Genomic DNA, 24035 nt, shown 5'->3' with positions numbered 1-24035 from the left:
TGGATCGAATATGAAACGCTTCCAATTTGCTGGGCTGGCCCTGGCCGGCTCGCTGCTGCTGTCTTCAGGCCCTTCGCTCGCTGGCATCACGCTCGACGGAACCCGCGTCGTGCTGGCCGCGCCGAGCAAGGAGGCGTCGCTGCTGATCCGCAACACTGCGCCGGCCGACATCATGGTGCAGAGCTGGATGGACGCCGGCGACGACAAGGCCGACGTGCCGTTCGCCATCACGCCGGCGCTAAGCCGCATGGGTCCCGAGAAACAGCAGACGCTGCGCATCCTCTACTACGGACAGGGCCTGCCGACCGACCGCGAGTCGGTGTTCTGGCTGAGCGTGCAGGAGATCCCGCAGAAGGCCAAGGGCGAGAACACCCTGCAGATCGCCGTGCGCCAGCGCATCAAGTTCTTCTACCGGCCGGCCGGGCTGCCGGGTGAGGTCGCGCAGGCGCCCGCGCAGTTGCGCTGGCGCGTGGTCACGCAGGACGGCAAGGCGCAGCTCGAGGTCAGCAACCCCACCGCCTTCCATGTGTCGCTGGCCGAGGTCAAGCTGCGCAGCGGCAGCAAGGATTACACCGTCGACACCCAGATGGTTCCGCCGTCGGGCACGCGCCGTCTTGCCGTACACGGCCTGCCGGCCGGGGCGGGCGCCGGTGCCAAGGTGCATTTCGAAACCATCAACGATTACGGCGCCATCACGGCGCACGACAGCGACGCCGGCGCCTGAAGCCGCCAGCCTAACCCCCCTTCTGCTTTTCGCTTCGCCATTCCCCTGCCCCGGCAAGGGGCGGGAGGCCGCTTTGCGCCCGGCGACGGGCGTGGACCAGGAGGCACATTACAAAGAGATTCGGTATGGTCATCGTCAGAAAGGAAATCGTCAGGAAACCCATCGCGATCGGCGTGGCCGCCCAGTTCGGCGCGCCGTGCCTGGCGCTGCTCGGGCTGGTGCTGCCCGCGGCGGGCCATGCCGTGGAATTCAACGAGTCCTTTCTGCGCAAAGGCGATGGGCCGGTCGCGCTGCACTATTTCGAGAAGGGCAGCGCGATGCTGCCCGGCGGCTACGACGTCGATGTCTACCTGAACCACACGCCGGTCGGCCGGCAGACGGTACTGTTCAGCCCCGACGCCGAGGGTGTCGTGCGCCCGGCGATTTCGCTCAAGCTGCTGCGCGCGATCGGTGTCGACGTTGCGCGGCTGGAAAAGGAAGGGCGCGTGGCGGCCGGCACGGACGAGGCCGCGGCCGTGGATCTAGCCGCCCTGGCCGATGGCGCTTCGGTCGAGTTCGAATCCGACAAGCTGGCGCTCCTTCTGAGCGTGCCGCAGGCCTATGTGGCGCGCAACGCGCGTGGCTACGTCGATCCCTCGCTATGGGACGACGGCGTGCCCGCGGCCTACACCAATTACCAGGCCAACTACAGCCGCAACGACGGCAGCGGCTACCATAGCGACTACCATTACCTCGGCCTGCGCAGCGGCGTCAACTTCGGCGGCTGGCGCTTTCGCAACGAATCCTCCCTGACCGGCTCCAGCGGCACGGGCACCCGCTTCTCCAGCAACCGCAGCTACGTCGAGCACGATATCCGCAGCCTGCGCGGCAAGGGCGCGGCGGGCGAGCTGTACACGGCCGGCGAGATCTTCGACAGCGTGCGCTTCCTGGGCGCGCAGGTGAGTACCGACCTGGGCATGCTGCCCGAGAGCGAAATGGGCTTCGCGCCGGTCGTGCGCGGCATCGCCGAAAGCAATGCCGTGGTCGAGGTGCGCCAGAACGGCTACGTCATCTATTCGGTGGCGGTGCCGCCCGGCGCGTTCGAGATCAACGACATCGCTTCCAGCGGCTCCAACGGCGACCTCGAGATCAAGATCACCGAAGCCGACGGCCGCGTGCGGCGCTATACCCAGTCCTATTCCTACATGCCGGTGATGGTGCGCCGCGGCAGCCTGCGCTATGCGCTGGCCGGCGGCGCCTACCGGGCCGACGGCCAGTCGCGGCCCAAGTTCGTGCAGGGCACGCTGGTCTACGGTGTGTCGGACGACTTCACCGGCTACGGCGGCGTGCTGGCGGCACAGGGCTACTCGGCGCTCGCGCTGGGCGCCGGCGTCAACACGCCGATCGGCGGCGTGTCGCTGGACGTCACCCACAGCCAGTCGCGCACCGGCAACGGCAAGCGGCAGGGGCAGAGCCTGCGCTTCCTCTACTCGAAGACGGTCTATCCCACCAATACCACGTTCACCATGGTGGGCTACCGCTATTCGACGGACGGCTATCGTACGTTCAGCCAGCACGTCGAGGAGAAGGACAACACCGATGGCTACGGTTTCCGGCGGCAGAAGAGCCGGCTCGACGTCAACGTCAACCAGCCGCTGTCGCGCGGTTCCCTGTACCTCGGCGTGGGCGAGACGAGCTACTGGAACCGCGCGGGGAACAGCCGCCGCTTGCAGCTTGGCTACAGCGGCAGCTACAAGGACATCAGCTACAGCGTGGCGGTCTCGCACACGCGCGACTCCGGCTCCAACGCGCGCCCGAGCACGCAGGTCAGCCTGTCGCTCAGCATCCCGCTGGGCAAGGCGCCGAGCACGCACCGTGCCTATGCCAACGCGGTGTCGTCCAACGGTGGCGACTTCAACCTGCAGGGCGGGGTGTCGGGCTACCTGAACGACAGCAACACCGTCAACTATGGCGTGCAGACGGGTTACAGCCGCGATGGCGGCGGTTCGGGCGGCGTCAGCCTGGGCTGGGATACGCCCACGGCCAGGCTGACCGGCAACGTGAGCCAGAGCCGCGCCGGCAGCCACGTCGACGCGGGCGCGTCGGGCTCCCTGGTGGTGCATGGCGGCGGCGTGACGCTGGGCCAGCCGGTGGGCGAGACCTTTGCCGTGGTCGAGGTGCCGAAGGTGCCCGACGTGTCGCTGGGCGGTTCGCAGATGATCCGCACCGACCGCCGCGGCTACGCCGTGGTGCCCTATCTGCAGCCCTATCGCGTGAACTGGCTCAACATCGATCCGTCCAGCATCGGCACCCAGACCGAGATCGCCGAAAACGCCAAGATGGTGGTGCCCACCCGCGGCGCCGTGGTCAAGACGCGCTTCCAGGCCGAGACGGGCCGCCGCGTGCAGTTCGAGCTGAGCCTGGACCAGTCCGGCAAGGTGCCGTTCGGCGCCCAGGCCTACGATGCCAAGGACAAGCTGATCGGCATGGTGGACAACCAGTCGCGCCTGCTGGTGTTCGGTATCCAGCAGCAGGGCCGCATCGACGTGCGCTGGGGCAACGATAGCTGCGCCGTCAGCTACCTGCTGCCGCCGCAGAACAAGGAACTGACCTACGAACGCCAGCCGGTGACCTGCACGCGCGCCGGCACGGTGGTCGGCGCCAAATGATCCGCATCCGGAAAGCACTTTGCGTTGTTGTTCGCCGAAGAGCGGCCGCTGGCGGCGGCTGTCGAGCCCCTTTTCGGCTTTTTGTGAACGCTTCTAGATCAAGTGGGTGGTGTAAATGATTACCAAAAAAAAGGCTTTTACTGGGCTCTACCTGGCGCTCGCTCCAATCTGGGCGTTTGCGGCCTGCACGGCCTACACAACGGATGGAAAGGACCACTACATAGTGTTGGTATCGGGGTTCAATCCGCCTCCCTTCAGCCCCGGTGATATTCCTATGGGCGGAGTAATCTACGAGGCGACTGCGCAAGGGTTATCGTTCAAGAACGCGAAGAATCCAACTTCCCCCTCCACGAGCTGCCCTTCTTTGACAAACACTTACGTGACCGGCATCGGCACTCTGGGAGCTAACAATATCTATCCGACGAGCATCCCGAATATCGGAATACGGATACTGGCTCCCAATGGGAAGTTCTTCCCCTTTGTCGACAGCTCTTCTCCATGGTGGACGGCCTCTTGGAACTTGGCTTACGCGCCGAAGATACAACTGATCAAGACAGGAAACATCACAGCACCAGGCATATTGGCCGGAGCCTACGCCCGCTACACAGCGGACCACGCAGCTGGCCAGACGCTTGTCGAATACCAGTTCGCTGCGCCGCTTATCGTTACACCCAGGGTTCCGACCTGCAAGGTCGAGAGTCCCTCCAGCATCCCTGTGCCCATGGGGCACGTGATTTCGGCGACCGCTTTCTCCGGCGTCGGATCGACGGCCCCGCCCCAATCGTTCTCGATCAAACTGCGGTGCTCGGGCGGCGACGCGGAAACGGCGACCCGGGCCTTCGTCACGCTGACCGACGCCACCAATCCGGGAAACATCTCGACGACCCTTTCACTGTCGAGGGACGCGACGGCGGCTACCGGCGTCGGCATCCAGATCCTCAAGGGTGATGTCGTGCTGGGATACGGGCCGGATTCCAGCGCCGTTGGCAATACCAACCAATGGTATGCGGGTACCGTCAAGCAGGGGCAGGCCACTATGTCCATTGACCTGCAGGCACGCTATGTACAGACGGCCCCGAAAATAAAGTCGGGGAGCGCGAACGCCGTCGCGACCTACACCCTGAGCTATCAATAGTGCCCGGCAACGATAGCTGCGCCGTCAGCTACCGGCTGCCGCCGCAGAACAAGGCGATCTTCCATGATCGGGTGCCGGTCGTGCGCCGCAAGCCGTTGGCCTGATGCCCTGCCCCGGTCGGCGGACCGGTGTTGCGAGGACTTGCGTCGCGGACCGGCGGGCACGGAGCACCACAGATAATCCATGGCACGGCAATCGCGCCGGCCACCGTATTAGCGCGCTACCTCAAGTTTCGGATGCTGCACCCTGGCCGGCATCCTGCCGCCCGCTACAATGCGGCTCTCGGTGGTGTCGGGCCGGGAGCATGGGGCTCCCTGGGCACTGCCGAAGGCATGCGGATCGGCGCGAAGGCGCCCAGGGGCAGCATGAAGCAAGCTCGAGGAGCGAAAGTCCAGGAACTGGCCCGCAGCGCGCTGCGGCTGAATGCCGGCCTGCTGGCCGTGGCGGGGCTGGCGGCGGTGCTGCTCGGTACCACGTACTGGGGCCTGTCCCGCGTGCTGGGGGTCGAGCAGAGGAAGATCGAGCTGCATTTTGAGCGGCTGACCGGCAATATCCATGAGCACGAGCGCTTTCTGCTGCAGTTCATCCGCGCCACCGAGCCCGCGCCGCAGACCGCCCCGCAGACCACGCCGCGCCGCCTGCGCGCCGACCTGACCACGCTGCGCGTGATGCCGCGCGGCGACGTGGACATCTACGAAGGGCAGCAGTTCTCCTTTTCCACGCCGTTCGCGCTGGCCCTGCCGGGGACGCAGGCGCTGCCGCTTGCCCCCGAGGCGCGCGAGCGGCAGTTCGGCCTGGGCCTCATCGCCAGCAGCTTCTACAGCAGTTTCTGGAGCCGCTCGCGCTACCCCGCACCGCAGATGCTGCTGGCGGATCTCGACAGCCCGGCGGGCCTGGCGGTACCGTCGATCGATGCGCAGCCGGACGCCGGCACGCGCGGCCGCCAAGGTTTCCTGCGCGTGCTGCAGGCGGTGCGCGAGCGTATCCTGGCCGATCCGCCGCGGCCGGGCGTGCTGCAGGTGCAATGGCGGGCGGCCGGGCAACTGCTGGGCGGCCCGGCGCCCGAACTGCTGGCCTATGTGTCCGACCGCGTGCCGGACGAATTCTGGTGGGCGGCGGCCGCGCCGCGCCGCACGGCCGCCGTCGCCGTGCTGGACTTCGACAGCATCGACCGCATGCTCAATGTGCCCACCTACGAGGCGCTGCACCTGCTCGGTCCGGATGGCCGCGTGCTGAGCGGCAGCGCGGAGTGGGTGCGGCAGTATGCCGACGGCAGCCACCTGACGCGGCAGGGCTTGCTGGTCCGGCTCGGCGAGGCAGGCGGCCAGGGCTGGCAGGCGGCCTATCTGGTCCCGTACCGGCAGGTGCTGCGCGACGAGCGCTGGGCGATTCTGAAGTGGGGGCTGGGGCTGCTGGCCATCTTCGGCGGCGGCTGGGCACTGAGGCGCTGGTACCGGCGGCGCGTGGTACTACCCGCCAGCGCGGCGCATCACGCGCTGCAGGACAGTCATGCCTTCAACCGGGCCATCATCGAGACCGCGCCGGTGGCGCTGTGCGTGCTGGGCGACAGCGGGCACGCGGTGATCACGCAGAACGCGCTGGCGCAGGCATGGCTTGGCGGGCCCGGGGCCATCGCCGCGCTGGTGCGCGACTGGCATCTGTTCGAGGCCGGCGCCCCGGTGCGCGGCGAGGCTTGCGTGATAGCCGGCGGGCTGTTCCTGCACGCGCGCTGGGCGCCGGCGCAGTACGAAGGCGCCAGCGTGCTGCTGTGCGCGTTCAACGACATCACGGCCCACCGCCAGGCCGAGTCGGCGCTGCGCCGGGCCCGCGCCGCGGCGGACGAGGCCAATGCGGCCAAGAGCCGCTTCCTCGCCACCATGAGCCATGAGATCCGCACGCCGCTGTACGGCGTGGTCAGCACGCTGGAGCTGCTCGGCCTGACGCCGCTCGATGCGCGCCAGCAGGGCTATCTGCACACCATCCGCAGTTCTTCCGATATCTTGCTGCAGCTGATCAGCGACATTCTCGACATCTCGAAGATCGAGGCCGGCCAGATGCCGCTGGAGCCGGAGGTCTTCAGCCCGCTGGCGCTGGCCGAGGAAACGGTGCGCAACTATGCTGCCCTGGCGCACGAGAAGGGCTTGCAGCTCTACAGTTGCATAGCGGCTGACATACCGGCAAGGGTGTCTGGCGACAGCACGCGGATCCGCCAGATTCTGAGCAACCTGATCAGCAATGCGATCAAGTTCACCGAGACGGGGCGCGTCGTCCTGCACCTGCGGATGGGCGAGCGGCCGGCGCAAGCCGAGGGACAGGTGAGGCTGGAGTGGCAGGTGGTGGATTCCGGCGCGGGCATCCCGAAAGAGCAGCAGGCCAGGCTGTTCGAGCCGTTCTACCAGGCCGACGAGGGGCGGCATCATGCCGTGACCGGCACCGGGCTGGGCTTGTCGATCTGCTTGCGCCTTTGCCAGATGATGGGCGGATCGCTGGAGGTGGCCAGCGCGCCCGGGCTCGGAAGCAGTTTCGGCCTGGGGCTGACCTTGCAGGAAGTCGAATCCGCGCCCGCGCTTGGCGGGGAGGCGCGCTTGCCGCATGAGACCATCCATGTCCGCTCGCCCTCTCCCGAACTGACCGGCAGCCTGTGCCGGTGGCTGGAAAGCTGGGGCGCGGTCGCCGCCCCCGTGGCACCTGAGGGCGAAACGGCGGCCCGCTCCGGCCTGCTGCTCGAACTGCTGCCCGAGTTCCTGCCCCCCATGGACTGGCAAGGCGTGCGGGTGCTGGGCAGCCACGATGCGGAACTGGAGCCGCAGCCCTGCGCGCAGGGGTGGCAGGTCAATCTGCACAGCCTGGCGGACCTGTGCCGTGCGCTGGCCGCGGCCGCGCACGGGGCCACGCCGGCCATGCCAGGGCCGCAGGCGGCCGGCAAGCGGGCACCGCGCCGGCAGGCGCTCGGCTTGCGCGTGCTGGTGGCGGAGGACAATCCCATCAACCGCACGCTGCTCGGCGAGCAGCTGGAACAATTGGGCTGCGTGGTCGTCGCCGCCAGCAATGGCGAGGAAGCCCTGCGCTGCCTGGAAGAGGCGGCCGGCAAGGCCGGCCATATTGATATCGTGCTGACCGACGTCGGCATGCCGGTCATGGACGGCTATGCGCTCACCCGGGCCTTGCGGCAGCGCGATCCCGCCATCCCCATCATCGGCGTGACCGCCAACGCCATGCGCGACGAGGAAGCGCGCTGCCTGGCCGCGGGAATGAACGGATGGCTGACCAAGCCGATGAGCCTGCAGACGCTCCATGCCTGCCTGCGCAAGGCCGCGGGACCGCGCGGGAGCGCAACGGCGGATGGGCCCGCGCGGTCCGGGCCGCCAGGCCCTCCCCCCACCGCGACGCCGGCCACCGGCGACGGTATCCAGGTGCCGGAGGGCTTGCTGGCGGTGTTCGTGAACACCATGCGGGAGGATCTGGAGGCCGTCAATGCGGCGATCGGCCGCGACGACTCGGGCGAAGTCCGCCGCCTGCTGCATCGCATCCGCGGTGCGCTGGCAGTTGCCCAGGCCCAGGCACTGGTGGCCGCCTGCAGCCAGACGGAAGCCGGCCTCGCCGACGGCGTGCCGCTCGCCCAGGATGCGGAGCTGCATGACCTGGTCGCCCGGATCGAGACGGCTATACAACACCTGTGAGCAGATGAAACGCCTGTGCTAAGCTCACCGCCTTGCTTGCCGGGTGATGCCGGAGGCTGACGGTTTTCTTGCATCGCGGATGCATGCGCACCTGATCGAATATAGGAAGTAATAAATGAGCCGAATCGTCATTGTCGATGATCACCCTTTGATTTCCGTCGCCGTCCGGCTGATGCTCGAGAAAGAGGGACACACCATCGTCGCGGAGTGCACCAGCGGCTCCGAATGCATTCAGGCTGTCCGCGAGCATTCTCCAGACCTGGTGATTCTGGATCTTGGGATTCCCAAGATGGATGGCTTTGCCGTGATTTCTCATTTCAAGGCCACCGATACCCGGGTCAAGACCCTGGTCCTGACCTCGGGCGATCCGCGCAATTTCGCCATACGTTGCCTGCAGGCCGGCGCCGCCGGCTTTGTCAGCAAGGACGATGACCTCAACGAACTGGTGGCGGCGGTGCGAGCCGTGCTGTCCGGCTACATCTATTTTCCCGAGAGCGCCGTCAGCATGCTGCGGGAGAGCGGGCAGGCCGCCGGCAAGGAACAGGATCTGATCGCCAGCTTGAGCGACCGCGAAATCACAATCCTGAAATTGCTGGCAAAAGGCCTCAGCAATCAGGAAATCGCCGAAGATCTGCTGATCAGCCACAAGACCGTCAGCACCTACAAGGTGCGCCTGATGCGCAAGCTCAATGTCTCCAACCTGGTGGCGATGGTTGAGATAGCGAAACGCAACGGACTCGTTTGATCCTTCCCGCCACCGGCCGGGCTTGCCGGACCGCTTAGCCTTTCTCGTCCGCGTCATCCCCCTCGTTCTCCTCAAGCCTCGGGAACGGTGGCACGGTGGTGCCGGAAGGCTTTCTCCATCGCGGCCATCTGGCGCGCCACGGCCGCGACGGCTTCCTGCAGGCGCGGCACGGACAGGACATCGTCGCGGCAGACTGTCTCCAGCCGCACGCAGGCCTCGACCAGCGCGCCGTGCTTCAGCATCTGGCCGCTACCCTTGATCCGGTGAGCCAACGCTGCGAGCGCGCTTGCATCCTGCGCGCCTGCCAGCGGGGCCAGTGCTTCCCGATCCTGCTTGCTGGTGCGCAACACTTCGTCGATCAGCCTGCGCAACAGTACCGGGTTGCCGTCGGCAAGCACCGTGATCTCCCGGAGCCCCTCCGGCAAGGTGCGGACGGCAGGCGGCGGTGCGCCTGCCGCCAGAGCGGTGCCGCCATCCCCATCCCTGCCCGGGCGCAATCGCCGCCTGCCTGACACGGGCACGACCGCAGCCAGCTGTTCCCGCAATACGTCCAGGCCGATCGGCTTGACCAGGCACGCGTTCATGCCGGCGTCGATGCTGCCTGCAATCCCCTCCTTCTGCGCGTCGGCGGTCAGGCCCAGGATCAGGCACGGCGCCCGCCCTTGCTGGTGCTCCCGCTGCCGGATGGCCCGCGCGAGTTCGGGGCCTTTCATGACCGGCATGTGGCAATCGGTAATCACGGCATCGAAGCTGCCTCTCAGCCACCGCTGCAAGGCGCGCCCGCCGTCCACGGCGACGACGGCGCGATGCCCCAGAAAGACAAGCTGCTGGCAAATCAGCGCGCGGCTGACCGCGTCGTCGTCCGCGACCAGGACGCGCAGGCGCTGCCCCGAACTGGGCGCCCTCGGGGCCGGCAAGGGTGCCGTACCGCCCGCGTGGCCTTCCAGCGCTGGGGGAGTGGCCGCGCTGGGTGCCAGGCCATTCAGCTTCAGCGTCACGTCGATCTGCGTGCCCTGGCCCTTGGCGCTCTGCAGGCTCAGGGTTCCACCCATCATCTCGCACAGGGACTGGCATATCGCCAGGCCAAGCCCCGTCCCGCTTTGGACATGGCCGGGCGACGAAGCGACCTGGGCAAAGGGTCGGAACAGCTGCCGCTGGTCGGCCGGCGCGATGCCGATTCCGCTGTCCTGTACGGAGAGTGCGACCTGCACATGGCCGGCATCGAGAGGCTGGCAGCCAAGCCGGATCCTGACGAAGCCATGATCGGTGAACTTGACGGCATTGCTGACCAGGTTGGACAGGATCTGCTTGAAGCGCGTGGCATCGACCAGCACCTCGCGGTTGACGCTGGAATCCATCTCCAGCACCAGATCGATGCCCTTCTGGCGGGCCAGGCCTTCGAAGACGCTGGCCACGGACTCGGCCAGTTCACGCAGGTTGGCCCGGGCGGGCGCCAGGCTCAGGTGTCCTGACTCGATGCGCACGATGTCGAGGATGTCGCCGATCAGGGCAAGCAGGCTGTTGGCCGAGGCATAGGCGGTCTCGATGGCGGTGCGGTCGAACACACCGGTGCCGGCGCGCTCCAGCGCGAGTTCGAGCATCCCGATCACGGCATTCATGGGCGTGCGGATTTCATGGCTCATGGTCGCGAGAAAGGTCGTCTTTGCACGGCTGGCCTGGTCAGCCAGATGCTTCGCCTGTTCCAGTTCCCCGATCAGGCGCCGCTGCTCGGTGATTTCCCGCCAGCCGCCGATCACTCCCTTCATCACGCCCGATGCGTCCCTGAACGGCTGGATCCAGTGGTCGATCCAGACCAGCGTGCCACGGATATGCACGGCGCGCTGCTGCCGGATCGGCTCATCGTCCGCGATCGCGCGCAGGTAGCACGCGTGGAACAGCGGGGCAGCCTCAAAGTGGCTGGGCGGCAAATCCAGCGCGGTTTTCCCCAGCACTTGCCCGGCGGCAATGCCGAGCACCTCCTCGTAGCGGCGGTTGCAGGAGAGCATGCGGCCCTGGCAGTCGCGCACATACACCGGATTGGGCAGGCCGTTGGTGAAGGTCTGCATGAACTGCAACTGGTCGCTCAAGGCCTGTTCGGCGCGGATGCGTTTGCGGATCTGCCCGCGCAGGTGGAAGACCCAGGCCAGGAACAGCGCCAGCAGCACAAGCGCGCCGCCGACGATGATGGCGATGGTCTGGCGGTAGTCCCGCCAGGTCTGGCCGACCATCACCGTATCCGAACGCCAGCGGCTGATGCTGGCTTGCAGCTCGTGGGGGGCGGAGGCCTGTATCGCCTTGTTCAGGATCGACTGCAGTTCCGTGTCGCTGCGGCGCATGGCGAAACTCAGGGGTGCCGCGTCGTTGTCGATCAGGCCGCTGATGGCGAGCTTGTCATCGTAGAGCCTGCCGATGTAGTAGCGGGCGGTGTTGAGGGTAAGCACTGCCGCGTCGGCTTCGTTTGCGGCCACCATGCGCAGCGTATCCAGTATCGTGGACGCGGTGACGATGCGCGCTTCCGGGTAGGCGGCGCGCATGCGCTCGATGGCGAGATGCCCCTGGGCGATGGCCACGCGCTTGCCCGGGCCCTGCCGCAGGCTGGCGCTGGTCACGGGCTGGCCCTTGCGCGTCACCAGCACGAAGGAACTGGCCAGGAAGGGACGGCTGAAACGCAGCGAGTCCTCGCGCTCGGGGCTCGGGATCAGGAGGCTCAGGTCGGCACGGCCGCTGGCCAGGGCGCGCTGGAGGCTGGCGAAACTGCCGGTCCGCTCTATCTCGAAGCGCAGCCCGGTACGCAAGGCGATGGTCTGGAGCAAGTCGGATGCGATGCCATTGAAGCCTCCGTTGGCGTCGAAAAAGGCCACTGGGGCAAAATCATCGTTGACGGCCAGCCGGACGACCGGGTGGCGGGCGATCCAGCGCTGTTCCTGAGGGCTGAGGTCAAGCACCTGTCCGGGAAGCACGGCACCCTCGCCGGCCCAGCGCTTGGTGATGCGGTCGAGCTTGGTCTTGCCCAGCGATTCCAGGGCGGTGTCGACGATGCGACGCAGGCGCGCGTCGCCGGGCTGCATGGCGAAGCCGAAGCCGCTGGTGTCGAGCGGGAGAAAGCGTTCGAAGCGCACGTTGCTGAAGTAGCCCTGGTTGATCAGGTAAGAGGCAGACAGCGCGTCGCCGAGGTACAGGTCCGCCTGCCCGAACGCCACGGCCGCCATGGCCTGGGTGTTGGACGGGTAGCGCACGAAGCTGGCCTTGGGATAGCGTTTTTGCAGCGTCTCGCCTTGCAGGTAGTCCTGCCCCATCGCGACGGTCTTGCCCGCCAGGTCGTCCGAGCGGCGGCAGGCGCCCGCCCCGCGGTTGAACAGCGAGGGCTGGTCGGCGGCGTAGGGCCGGCTGAGCATCAGCCCGTGGTTGTCCTGCTCGAAGCTGTTGGCGCTGGCCAGCAGGTCGATGCGGCCGTCCGCCAACGCCTGGATGGCGCTGGCCCGGTCGGGAAAATAGCGGACCTCGATCTCGATACTCAGCTGTTGCCTGAGCAGGGCCATGACATCGGCCGTGATCCCTTCGAAATCGCCGCCATAGGCGATATCCAGCGGCGGCAAGCCGGGGCCGGGTACGCCCAGCACGAGCGATGGCTTGCCCCTGAGCCAGGTCCAGTCTGCGGCGGATAGCGGGACCTCCCGGCGCTCCAGCGGCAGATGGCTCTGCAACTGCAGACTGGGCGCCGGCTGGATGCCGGCCTGCGCGCAGGCGCCGCCCATGGCCATCGAGATGGCGAGCGCAACGAATACCGACAGGAAGGAGGTAAAAAAACCCGGCATCGTGGCTGCGGCCCTATTCCATGCAGTAGCGCAGGAAGCGCTGCCCCGGCATGGGCATCGCCAGCGCAAAGCCCTGGCCGATCTCGCAGCCCATGGCGAGGAGTTCGCGCTTTTGCACGGCGGTCTCCACGCCTTCGGCCACCAGTTGGGCCTCGATCGCTTGCGACAGCGCCACCGCTGCGCCGATGACGGCGCGGCTGGCCTGGCAATGGTCCAGCTTGTGCACGAACGCGGCGTCCAGCTTGACCTGATTGAACGGGTAATCGCAAAGACGGGCAAGCGACGAGTGGCCCTTGCCGAGATCGTCCAGCGCCAGGCCGCATCCCATCAGCCTTAGCCGCAGCATGTTTTCCAGGCTGCAGGCCATCTGGCCGGCCTCGTGGCTTGCGCCGCCGATCTCGCCGGTCTCGGTGACTTCGAACGTCAGGCCGCTGGCCGGGAGTTGCTTTTGCGCCAGGGCGAAGCGGATCCTCTCCGCGAAGAAGCGCCGGGCGAGCTGCGAGGTCTGCACGTTGAACGCGAGTTCGATCTGCACGGCGTAGCGTGCCAGTTCGCGCTGCAAGGCAAGGCCCTGCTCCAGCAATTGCACGAAGAGCGTGTCGATCAGGCCGCTGGCTTCCATGGTGGGGAGAAAACTGGCCGGACCGAGCAGCCCCAGGCGGGGGTGCTCCCAGCGGGCCAATACTTCGGCACCGTTCATCTCGCCGCTGCGCAGCCAGAACTTGGGCTGGTAATGCGCAACGAACTCGCCCCTGGCGAGGCCAAGCCGGATGTCTTCGATCGAGGGTTGCGGCACAGCAGGCTGGACAGGCAGGCTGGGCGGCGGCGCCTGGGCACTGCCGCATGCCGTGAAGCGCTGCAGTTGCCGGCGCAGGCGCGCCGGATCGAGCGGCATGCCGAGATCGCCAGCGAAGGCCAGATCGAAGCATCGGATCATCGAGACGGCTGCGCTGTGCAGCCTCGCATCGGCCTCCTCGCAAAGCATGACGGCTCTGGCCAGGCCGCTGCGGCCCAGCAAGCCCAGGAAGGCCGCCCCGTCCATGCCGGGATTGCGCAGGTTGCAGATCGCCACATCCACCCCACCGCAGCGCTCGAGGCGCTCCAGTGCCTCGGTTCCATGGGCAGCCTGATGGACCTGGCCGGCGCCCGCGCTGAGCAGGGAAGCCACGGCTGCCTGCCGCTGCAGCGGCTGGTTTTCAACAACGAGTAGGCTCAGGTTCTGCATGGGAAGGAAAGAGGTCGGTGGAACGGACCAGTATTCCCTGGAACGGTCACCCCCTCTATAGGAGGGTTCCTGCGTGCATGCGGATTTTTCCTAATTTATGTAGGAAAAATCTCAAGCCTGATGCTGCCGGCATGGTGCGGCGTTGCGCCGCCCCGGCAGTTTGCCATCCGGGCCGCACCGGGCGGGCACCGGCATCACGCGATACCGCAGAACTCCCGCCGATACTGTTCGGGCGTGCAGCCGGCCTCGCGCTGGAACATCGCGATAAAGGCGGAGGCCGTACTGTAGCCGAGATCGAATGCGATCGCCTGCACGCCGCGGCCGGCCTCCAGCGCATCGATGGCACGCAGAAAGCGCAGGCGCTGCCGCCAGTCGCCAAACGAGATGCCGAGTTCCTGCTGGCAACGGCGCGCGAGCGTTCGTTCGGTCATGTGGACGCTGGCGGCCCATTCGGCCAGCGAGCGATGGTCGCCGGGATCGGCCTGCAGCGCCTCCAGCACGGCGATCAGCGCGGGCGTCGCCGCCGCCGGCAGGTAGCAGCGCTGCACCGGCGCCTTCGCGAGCTGGTCGACCACCACGTACGCCAGGCGCAGGTCGGCCGGCGTACGCGGCACATGCACGCCGCGCGCGGCGAAATCCGCCAGCACGCTCTTGACGATCGGGCTGATGCGCATCATGCAGGCCTCGGCCGGCAGTTGCGCGCACAGTCCGGGTTCAATGTAGATGGAGCGATAGACGATCGCGTGCCGCAACGTGCAGCTGTGCACCACCGCCGGGGGGATCCACACCGCGTATTGCGGTGGCGAAAGCAGCCGCAGGCCATCGGTTTCCATCTGCATGGTGCCGTGCGCGGCGTAGTTGAGGTGGCCCCAGCTGTGACTGTGCGCCTCGGCCTGCATGTCGGCCCCGAACTCGTCATAGCGCAGGTAAAAGGGACCTTCCATCCCTTCGACATCCTGGATTGGCAAGAAGCGCCGCTGGTCGGGCATGGCAGATCGGGTTGGTCGCAAGACAAAGCACAAAGAAGTCCGGAATCCCGGACGAGTTGTCCTATTTGAGCTATATGCATCAACGCGGACGCGCTCATGATAGCGATCCATTCACATAAGGGAAAGCTCCCATGTGGCAATATGCCTTTCCGCTGTTGGCTGTCCTGATCTGGTCGGGCAACACCGTCGTCAGCAAAATGGCGGCCGGTACGATCGCGCCGGCCGAGATCAGCTTCTATCGCTGGCTGCTGGCCGCCCTGCTCTTCACGCCGCTGGCGCTGCGCCCGGTGCTGCGCAACTGGCCGGCGATCCGCCCGCATCTCGGCCGGATCGCGGTGCTTGGCCTGCTCGGCATGGTGGCCTACCAATGCCTGGCTTACTACGCGGCCTACATGACCACGGCCACGCACATGGGCATCATCGGCTCGCTCACGCCAATGATGGTGCTGTCGTTGTCCATCCTGATGCTGGGCCAGCGCCTGAACGCCGGCGCCGTGGCCGGGTCCGTGCTGTCGATTGCCGGCGTGCTGCTGGTCGTATCGTCCGGCGATCCCGCCAGCTTGCTGACAGGCGGCGCCAACCTGGGCGACGGACTGATGCTGCTGGCCATGCTGGCCTACGCGGTCTACGTCATCCTGCTCAAACGCTGGAAGATGAAGGATGTGCCGGCGCTGCAACTGCTCTACCTGCAGATCGTGGTGGCTGTCGCCGCCCTGCTGCCGCTGTACCTGGCCACGCCGAAGATGGGCCTATCGGCGGCCAATCTCCCGCTGGTGGGCTTCGCCGGGCTGATGGCCTCGATGGTCGCGCCGCTGGTGTGGATGCACGCCGTCGCCCATATCGGCCCCAGCCGCGCGAGCATGTTCTTCAACCTGATCCCGCTGTTCACCGCGCTGATCGCGGCGGCCATGCTCGGCGAGTCGCTCGCGGTGTATCACGCCGTCGGCGGCGTGCTGACGGTGGCAGGCGTCCTGCTGGCCGAGTTGTGGACGGTACCGCTGAGGCTGCAGGCGACCAGGACGTGAACGACGGGCGCCTGCCGTACACGCCGGCGGGCCAGGCCCGGCCACTATCGGAAATGGCGCGGTAGACCCACTGGCGCAGATCCCTGCGGACCTTGCAGGCGGTCGAGGGAAGGATCTGGTCATGAACACCACGATCAGATCCTCCGCCGGGTCGATCCAGAAGGCGGTGCTGGCCCCGCCGCCCCAGAAGGAGTCACCGGCGCCGCCAGGCATCATGGTACGGGCCAGATCCTGGGTGATGGCGAAGCCAGGGCCGAATCCAGGGCCGGGATAGACGGCCTCGCTGAAGGTGGAGCTTCTATCGGCAGTACGCTGCGGCGGCGACATCGGCACGCAACCCCAGACGGCTCTTACTCTACCCTGCGCCCGCAGCGGACTCGGCCGGCGCGCTTATACGCGCGGACCACGGTGCTGACATCGCACGCAAAGACACCATCGAGAGAACCAATGCGATCCGTCGAGACGGCCCACAGGTCCCGGATGTCCCGGCACAGCACGTGCCAGAACAGCTGCGATCGGCCGCTCGTACCGAACAGGCATCGGGTGTGCTTGTCCTGCGCCAGGTCCAGCGCAATGCGATCGGCCAGGCCTGGCTGGGTCTGGACCGACAGGATCGCCTCGACCTCATAGCCGACCAGCGAGGGCTCCAGCTCGACCCTGAAGGTCAGCGCATTGCGCTCGATGAGACCGCTCATGACGCGCTGCACCTTTGGCTCGCTAACGCCGCAAGCCTCCGCGAGCGCGCTCAGGCTCGCCCTGCCGTCGGAGGCGAGCACCGAGACCAGGCGCGTTTCATCGGCAGTCAGCGAGCGCTGGTCGTGGCCGGCGCTCGCCGGCTCGGCCGGCACCGAACCGTCGATACGCCAGCGGCTCGCCCGACGAAACGAGCGCAGAACCACGCGAGATTCGAATCGCTGAAGTCCCGGCACCAGTGGCAACGTGCGCATCACCATCTCCGCGAGCTGCTCCTGTGTCTGCAAATTGATCTCGGTGAAGATATCGGCCTCCCCCGTGGTTGCCAGCACAACCTGGGTTTCCGGCTGCATGGCGAGATGCTCGGCCACTTCGCTTTCCCTGCCATTCTCCGCGCGGACCCATGCGTGCAACACGGGTCCGCTGCCCAGCACCACCGGGTCCAGTTCACCGATCACCTTGAGGTAGCCGCCATCCATGAACCGCTGCAGTCGGCGCGACAGCGTGCGCTCGGGCACATCGCTGGCCGCACTCAGCTCCCGCCATGTACCGCGCGGGTTGCCCTGCAAGGCGCTGAGGCAGCGAAGATCCACCTCATCGGCCGTCAGTTGTCCGTTTTCCTCTTTAATCGAGCTTGACGTGTCCATATTCTGACATTAACCTTTTGTTTGTGTCGTTTTTATTGCGATTATAAACAAGCGCTGTCGAGACCCAGCGCTTCAACAAGAGCCAAACTAATGAATCACGTGACCCAGGCAGGACAAGCGATCCCGGCGGAGACTCCGATATCGAAAGCCCGCATGATTGCTGCCGGCAGCATCGGCAATGCAGTGGAATGGTTTGACTGGACCATTTACGCCGCCTTTGCCGTCTTCTTCTCAGGCCAGTTCTTCCCCAAGACCGACGAGACCGCATCCCTGCTCGCGACGTTCGCCATTTTCGCAGTTGGCTTCTTCATGCGCCCGGTCGGCGGCTGGGCGCTCGGGATTTTCTCCGACCGCTACGGCCGGAAGGCGGCCCTCGCGGCAACGATCCTGATGATGTCCGGCGGCTCGCTGGTGATCGGCATAACTCCGACCTACGAGAAAATCGGGCTGCTCGCCCCCCTGCTCCTCGTGGCCGCACGCCTGGTGCAAGGCCTGTCGCTGGGCGGCGAATACGCTTCCGCATCGACTTTCCTGGCCGAGATGGCGCCGCGCAAGCGCCGTGGCTTCTACACGAGCTTCGCCTTTTTCAGTTCCGCCGCCGGTATCCTGATCGCTTCGGCCATCGGCTGGGCGCTGACAACCTGGCTCACGCCAGACCAGATGAAAGCGTTCGGATGGCGCATTCCGTTCCTGCTGGGCGCCGTCGGCGGCGTTGCCGGCATGTGGCTGCGCACCTCGATTCCGGAAACCGAGGCTTCGGCCAGGCAGATGCATCAGCAACCGGTCAAGCAGCCCCTGCGGACGCTGCTGCGCGACTATCCGCGAGAAACGCTGCGCATCATCGGCTTTTCGGTCCTGACCACCTTTGCCTTCTACCTGTTCGTCGCCTACGTCCCGACCTATGCGATCCGGGCGCTGCATGCCGACTCGAAGACCGCATTCGCCGCCAACACCATCGGCATGATCGTCTTCATGCTGCTCCACCCGATCTTCGGGATGCTCTCCGACAAGATCGGCCGCAAGCCTCAGCTGATCGTCTTTGCGCTCGGTTACCTGCTGCTGTTCTACCCGATGATCACCACGATGCAGCCGACCTTTAGCTCGATCCTGGCTGTGGAACTGTTCGGTCTGGTCCTCTATGCGCTGTACACCTCGATCGCTCCGGCCATCATGTCCGAACAGTTCCCGACCAGCGTTCGCGCAGTGGGCATCGGCGCCCCGTACAACCTGATGGTGGCCCTGCTTGGCGGCACCACGCCATACCTGCTGACCTGGCTGCAGAGTATCGGCCAGGAGCGCTGGTTCTTCTACTACGTTCTAGCGGGCGCTGTCATCACTCTGGTCACCTTTATACGCATGCCGGAAACGGTGGGGCAGGAACTGAAGTAATCGCAATCGATCCCCGGTCATTGCCGCGCCGCGCTCCCGCACCCGCAGTCCACCGGGTACACGTACCGGCCCCTGCCGCGAGTGGCACAGGCCGTATTCTTTCGGATCACAGATCCAGCTCCTCATGCAAGACGAACTCAAAGCACTCCATTTTCAAAGCGCGCTGCAGATTGCACGGCAGATCGCAGACGGCAGGATCACTTCGCGTGAGGTTACGCAGTGCTTCCTGGACCGGATCCACCGGGCGAACGCGCTCAACGCCTTCACGGTCGTTCTGGACGAGCAGGCCCTCGCCCAGGCAGATGCGGCGGACCGCGCGCTGCGGTCCGGCCAGGCGGCCAGCCCCCTGCATGGCGTGCCGATCGTGATCAAGGACAGCATCGAGATCGCGGGCACCGCGGTGGCAGCCGGCTCGCTCAGCCGCATGGCCGTCGTCAGCACCGGCACCAGCGCCGTGGCCAGGCGGCTCCAGGCCGCCGGCATGGTCATCCTTGGCAAAACGCACATGACGGAATTCGCGTTCGGGTTGTCCGGGCAGAATCCCACGTGCGGCACGCCCTGGAACCCCTGGGATGCCTTTCGGCACCGTGCGCCGGGAGGGTCGTCTTCCGGCGCCGGCGTGGCAGTCGCCGCCGGCCTTGCTCCGATTGCGCTGGGTGGCGACACCGGCGGCTCGGTGCGCGCGCCCGCGACCCTGAATCACCTCGTTGGCTTCAAGCCATCGACCGGCATCATCAGCCGCGCGGAAGTCGTTCCGCTTGCCCCCAGCCTGGACGTGCTCGGTCCGATCTGCCGCACGGTCGCCGACGCCCACGCGCTTACCACCGTGCTGGCCGGGCCGGACGACGCCGATCCCGTCACCCTTGAAACACCTGCCGATGTATTCGCTCGCCTGAAGGGCAGGCTGGCAAGTCCGGAACGCGAAATCTTCGTGCTGGATACAGAGGCATTTCCCGCCAGCCTTGCCTCCAGCGCCATGCGTGCATGGAAGGGGGCGCTGGCAAGGCTGCGCGAGGCCGGCTGGGCATTGACGCCGTGGACGCCATGCGCGGCGCTGGACATTGGCAAGCTCTCCGACGACAACTCCCTGATCATCGGATATGAGGGCTACAGCCTTCACGGGCAATTGGCGCAAGACCCGCTGCAGCCCTTCTGGGAAGTGGTTCGCCATCGCATACTCGCCGGCGCGAAAATTCCCCGTGAAACCTATGATCGTGCCATCGAGCGCAGGACGGAAGCCGCGGCGGCGTTCACGCGGGCCATGGGTGCCACGGGAACGCTGCTGATGCCGGCGACCAGCCATGGTGCCCTGCCTCTGGACCCCGCCGATGCCGGTCACGCTGGCATCGGCAAATTCTGCCGGGCAGGCAACTTCCTCGGCACCCCTGCCATCGCCCTGCCCGCGGATTTCGACGACGCAGGCATGCCAGTCGGCGTGCAGCTGTTGGCCCCACCCATGGCCGACAAGGCACTTCTCGACCAGGCCGGTGCGATAGCGCCGGTGCTGCTGGTCACCGACCGCAATCCCGACCTGAAGCGATGGGCTCTCTGAGACCTCGGGCAAGCCGCCCCGCGCGCTTGCCTGTGCCGACATTGGCGGCGTAAGCTACTTCTGACTGTGCCCAACGCGTTGCCCGCCTGCCGGGTTTGGTGGCCCACCATCATCACCCTGGGGAGGGTACGCGGAAGTCACATGCCCATGCAAATCACGATTGCCGGCAGCGCTGTATCACATGAAGCCCATCGCCTATCCCTATCAGCCGGTACCGGAGCGGGGAACGCTGGGGTGCTTCCTGCTGGCCCTCCTGATGCACGTGTTCCTTGGCGTCCTGCTGTACTACGGGGTCCATTGGCAAAGCAGCACCCCGGTCGGCCTGCAAGCCGAACTGTGGGACGCGACCCCGGCAACCACGGCGCAACCACCCGAACCGGCAGCACTGCCCCACCCCGCGCCTGCACCCACTGTGCAGCCAAAGGAGGAAGAGGCTGACATTGCACTCCAGCAGCAGAAGCGCCGCGAGGCCGCCGCCGCGCGCCAGGAGGCGCAAGAGCAAGCGCGCCAACAAGCGCGCGAACAAGCCGACCAGCGTGCCCGCCTGGCCCGCGAGGAAGCCGATGCGCGGGCCAGGCAGGCCACCGCCGCCAACGCGCAGCGCCGGAGCGAACTGGAACGCCTGCAGGCCCAGGCAGGCGGCACCGTCGCCAGCCAGGGCGTGGGCAACCGCGCGGGCAATACCGCAGGCGCAGGCGGTACCGCCTCGTCCGGCTATCCGGACCGGGTGCGCCGGCGTGTCAAGCCGAACATCATCTTCACCGAAGAGGTGTCCGGCAATCCGGCCGCGGTGGTGGCGGTGCAGCTGGCCCCGGACGGTTCGCTGCTGTCGGCCCGCCTGACCAAATCGAGCGGGAATTCCGCCTGGGACAGCGCAGTGCTGCGCGCGGTGGAGCGATCCGATCCGCTGCCGCGTGACGAAAATGGCATAGCGCCGGGCAGTGTCACCCTCACATTCAAACCGAAAGACTGAGCGGGAACCGGCGGCCTTCGGCTACGGCCATGCGTCGATCGAAGGCATTTCGCCCTGGCCGCGCAGCCACCCATGGTCGGCCAGCGCGAGCAGTTCCCTGTCGCCCCGGCTATCGCCATAGGCGAACAACACCGGCGGTTTTCCGACGCCGGACCACTGCTGGAGCCTGCGCACTTTTTCCGGCCCCCAGCAATTCGGCGAGGCCAGGCGCCCGGAAAAGCGGTCGCCGCGGAATTCAAGCTCGGTTGCAAGCACGGCATCGAAGCCCGCGCTCTCGGCCCAAACCTTCAGGTAGAACGCAGGAGAGGCACTGACCAATACCAGCCGGTGACCGCGGCGTTTGTGTTCCCGCAGCCTTGCCTCCATTTCAGGCCGGATCAGTGCCGGCAACCGTTGGGCCACATATCGCCGCGCCGCGCGCTCCAGTTCGCGCCGGGTCATGCCGCCGATCGCACCGGCAAGGAAACGGGCTTTCGCGGTCCCCCGGTCGCATGTGCCGGCCAGCATGCCGGCCAGCCACGGTGCCGCGCAAACCGCACCGCGGATCAATCCCCGGCCACCGACCATGTAGCGCACGAAATCGCGCAGGCTGTCCGAGGTGGTGATGGTGCCGTCGAAATCGAAAGCGGCAACGACACTGTCGCGTGAGATCGCCTGGCCGGGAGAACCGCCGCGCCACGGGTCGCGGGTCAACGCATGTTCCCGGTGTGGCCAAGCGAATAGCGTCCGGGCTGCGGCCAGACGGTGAGGCCGTGCGGCTCCATGCCCACCGGAATGGACTTGACCGAACCGGTTGTCGTGTCGATGGCATAGACCACGTCGTCGAACCGGCCCGACAGCCACAGCGTCTTGCCGTCGGCGCTGACGTTGCCCATATCCGGGCTGCCGCCGCCCGGAATCGGCCAGGTGGCGACGACCTTGCGTGTATCGAAGTCGATCACGGACACGCTGCCCTTGCCATGCTTTGGCCCGTGCACACGGTTGGAGCCGCGATTGGCGACATAGAGCCTGGTGCCGTCGCGGCTTGGATACAACCCATGCGTACCGACCCCCGTCTGGATGAAGCCGGTCTTGGTAAAGCTGTCGCCGTCGACCACATGGACGCCATCGGCCATCATGTCGGCGACGTAGAACGCCTTGCCGTCGGGCGAAATGCGGATATCCTGCGGCATGCCCTTCTTGCCGAGCTGCAGGTAGCCGGCCACCTTGCGATTCACCAGGTCGATCTTTGCCAGGCTGCTGTCGAATTCGCAGGTGAACAGCGCGTACTTGCCGTCAATCGAAAAGTCCGCGTGGTTGATCCCTTTGCATTGCGGCACTTCGAGACTCGACTTCAGCGCCATCGTGCGCGGATCCCGGAAGTCGAGCCGCGCATGCGCTTCCGCAACGACGATGGCCTCCTTGCCGTCCGGCGTGAAGTACATATTGTATGGATCGTCGACCCGGATCTCCTTGCCGGGTTTACCGGTTTTCGGATCGATCGGGGTCAGGCTGCCGTCGGGCCGGCCCTCGGCATTGTTGGCTACCCACAGCGTCTGCAGATCCCACGACGGAACGACATGCTGCGGGCTGCGGCCGACCGGGAACCGGTCAACCACCTTGAGCGTCGCCGGGTCGATGACATAGACGTCGTTCGAGCGCAGGTTCGGCACATAGACGCGTGGCAACGCGCCCGACACCGCCGGGCTCATATGGCCAGCAGCCGCTTCGCCATAGAGGTTGCCGGGGTTCACCACGGGCGGCATGCCGGCCACGGTCGCGACAGCCGCCGCAGCGGATGCCGCGGCGGCGGCACAGCAACCGGCCGCCACCGCAACTGCCGAAGCAAGGCGCGAAAAACGATGAGGATGCAATGGCATGGCTGGTTCCCTTATCGAGTGAAAATGCGGCTGGATGCGGAAGGCGGACGGCACCGGACGCGTCAATGGACTCCGGTGTCCTTCCTGATGGCCCCGACGGTCTGCGCGACGATCGCATCGATGCCGGGCTGGCCGAGCTCGGCGCTCGCACGACGCGGATCCCCGCCATAGACGCCGTCCGCCGGCCCCAGCCTGGGGCCGCTTCTCAGGCGCTCGAGCCGCACCATCTGCGGTGCGACCGCGAGTTGCAGCGACGTATCGGCAAGTCCCGCATGCGTGCCGATCTCGTCGTCGCGGTAGCCGCGCTTGCGCAGCATCTCAGCGTAACCGTCAGCGCTGGCGGCATAGTACTCCGGCGGCACGACCGCGCGGGCTCCCGAACCGGCCCAGGCCTTGTTGAGCTGGGCCACCACGCGCTTGACATCGTTCTGGTAGCCGCCGTGATCGCCGAGAAAGACGATGTTCGTGAATCCGTGGACCTTGAAGCTGTTCGCGGCAGACGCCAGCGTTTTCTCGAACACGTCGTCCGGCACGGTGATCGTGCCGGGAAACCGCATGTGCGAGGTCGGCGGAGCATAGCTCCCCTCCGGCACATAGGCGATCACCGGCGCCACCAATGCATTGCCCAGGCCTTCGGCGATGCGCTGGGACAGAACCTTGACCCGTGCATTGTGCTTGCCGAGCGCAACGCCGGGACCGCTCTGCTCGGTCGCGCCGATGGGAATGATGATGGTGGTCTTGCCGGCGTGAATCTGGTCGCGCAGTTCGGTCCACGTCAGCTCCTCCAGCTGCACCGTTTTAGGCACCTGCGCCATGGCGGACTGGGTGGCCGCAAGCACCAGCGCGGACGCAAGAGCCGATCGGAGGAGAAAACGCATGGCGAGCCCTCGTGGAAAAGTTCGTTCAGGTGTGGAGAAGGAAGCGATGGAAGCGCCA

16 protein-coding genes are annotated in these 24035 nt (G+C 66.5%); 9 read left to right on the top strand and 7 right to left on the bottom strand.

The window, feature by feature from the left end; genetic code table 11:
- Positions 1-10 precede the first annotated feature (10 nt).
- From AC3FOF_RS15180 to AC3FOF_RS15160, 5 genes are all read left to right on the top strand, one after another.
- Positions 11-724, top strand: coding sequence for a fimbrial biogenesis chaperone (locus tag AC3FOF_RS15180; protein ID WP_488727057.1), 714 nt, complete (start codon positions 11-13; stop codon positions 722-724).
- Positions 725-849: 125 nt separating this feature from the next.
- Positions 850-3372: a fimbria/pilus outer membrane usher protein gene (locus AC3FOF_RS15175; RefSeq protein WP_488727056.1), complete on the top strand. Its 2523-nt coding sequence runs from the start codon at positions 850-852 to the stop codon at positions 3370-3372.
- 115 nt (positions 3373-3487) lie between these two features.
- Entirely contained in the window at positions 3488-4507 is a 1020-nt protein-coding gene (locus AC3FOF_RS15170) for a fimbrial protein (protein ID WP_488727055.1), read from the top strand.
- A gap of 365 nt (positions 4508-4872) precedes the next feature.
- The gene (locus AC3FOF_RS15165) at positions 4873-8187 is read left to right on the top strand and encodes a response regulator (RefSeq protein ID WP_488727054.1); all 3315 of its coding nucleotides are present in this window, start codon (positions 4873-4875) and stop codon (positions 8185-8187) included.
- Positions 8188-8302: 115 nt separating this feature from the next.
- On the top strand, positions 8303-8932 hold the full coding sequence (locus AC3FOF_RS15160; protein ID WP_017229004.1) for a response regulator transcription factor: 630 nt from the start codon (positions 8303-8305) through the stop codon (positions 8930-8932).
- Between the two features lie 71 nt (positions 8933-9003).
- Here the strand turns inward: AC3FOF_RS15160 and AC3FOF_RS15155 are convergent, their stop codons facing one another.
- The 3 genes from AC3FOF_RS15155 to AC3FOF_RS15145 form a co-directional block, all read right to left on the bottom strand.
- Positions 9004-12747: a transporter substrate-binding domain-containing protein gene (locus tag AC3FOF_RS15155; protein WP_488727053.1), complete on the bottom strand. Its 3744-nt coding sequence runs from the start codon at positions 12745-12747 to the stop codon at positions 9004-9006.
- 13 nt (positions 12748-12760) lie between these two features.
- On the bottom strand, positions 12761-13972 hold the full coding sequence (locus tag AC3FOF_RS15150; RefSeq protein ID WP_488727052.1) for an EAL domain-containing response regulator: 1212 nt from the start codon (positions 13970-13972) through the stop codon (positions 12761-12763).
- A gap of 194 nt (positions 13973-14166) precedes the next feature.
- A complete protein-coding gene (locus tag AC3FOF_RS15145) occupies positions 14167-14961 on the bottom strand; it encodes an AraC family transcriptional regulator (protein ID WP_346430279.1) in 795 nt (264 codons plus the stop codon).
- Positions 14962-15092: 131 nt separating this feature from the next.
- On the opposite strand from AC3FOF_RS15145, the gene AC3FOF_RS15140 reads away from it, so the two are divergent.
- The gene (locus AC3FOF_RS15140) at positions 15093-15986 is read left to right on the top strand and encodes a DMT family transporter (protein ID WP_276266382.1); all 894 of its coding nucleotides are present in this window, start codon (positions 15093-15095) and stop codon (positions 15984-15986) included.
- A 350-nt stretch (positions 15987-16336) separates the two neighbouring features.
- On the opposite strand, the gene AC3FOF_RS15135 is transcribed toward AC3FOF_RS15140, so the two are convergent.
- Complete coding sequence (locus AC3FOF_RS15135; protein WP_035814647.1) at positions 16337-17326, bottom strand: Lrp/AsnC family transcriptional regulator; 990 nt, start codon at positions 17324-17326, stop codon at positions 16337-16339.
- 54 nt (positions 17327-17380) lie between these two features.
- On the opposite strand from AC3FOF_RS15135, the gene AC3FOF_RS15130 reads away from it, so the two are divergent.
- The 3 genes from AC3FOF_RS15130 to tolA all read left to right on the top strand — a co-directional run bounded on the left by AC3FOF_RS15130 (position 17381) and on the right by tolA (position 21240).
- On the top strand, positions 17381-18715 hold the full coding sequence (locus AC3FOF_RS15130) for an MFS transporter (protein WP_488727070.1): 1335 nt from the start codon (positions 17381-17383) through the stop codon (positions 18713-18715).
- Between the two features lie 124 nt (positions 18716-18839).
- Complete coding sequence (locus tag AC3FOF_RS15125; RefSeq protein ID WP_488727051.1) at positions 18840-20267, top strand: amidase; 1428 nt, start codon at positions 18840-18842, stop codon at positions 20265-20267.
- Positions 20268-20448: 181 nt separating this feature from the next.
- Entirely contained in the window at positions 20449-21240 is a 792-nt protein-coding gene (tolA, locus tag AC3FOF_RS15120) for a cell envelope integrity protein TolA (RefSeq protein ID WP_276268517.1), read from the top strand.
- Positions 21241-21261: 21 nt separating this feature from the next.
- On the opposite strand, the gene AC3FOF_RS15115 is transcribed toward tolA, so the two are convergent.
- The 3 genes from AC3FOF_RS15115 to AC3FOF_RS15105 all read right to left on the bottom strand — a co-directional run bounded on the left by AC3FOF_RS15115 (position 21262) and on the right by AC3FOF_RS15105 (position 23977).
- Positions 21262-21933 (bottom strand): HAD-IB family hydrolase, encoded by a 672-nt coding sequence (locus AC3FOF_RS15115; RefSeq protein ID WP_017226163.1) that lies wholly within the window; start codon positions 21931-21933, stop codon positions 21262-21264.
- The gene (locus AC3FOF_RS15110; RefSeq protein WP_488727050.1) at positions 21930-23099 is read right to left on the bottom strand and encodes a YncE family protein; all 1170 of its coding nucleotides are present in this window, start codon (positions 23097-23099) and stop codon (positions 21930-21932) included. The genes AC3FOF_RS15115 and AC3FOF_RS15110 overlap by 4 nt, the downstream gene beginning before the upstream one ends.
- Before the next feature lie 62 nt (positions 23100-23161).
- A complete protein-coding gene (locus tag AC3FOF_RS15105; RefSeq protein WP_488727049.1) occupies positions 23162-23977 on the bottom strand; it encodes a creatininase family protein in 816 nt (271 codons plus the stop codon).
- Positions 23978-24035 lie beyond the last annotated feature (58 nt).

The organism is Cupriavidus sp. 96C5-1 (assembly GCF_057798855.1).
This window is presented reverse-complemented; position numbering and strand designations above follow the sequence as displayed.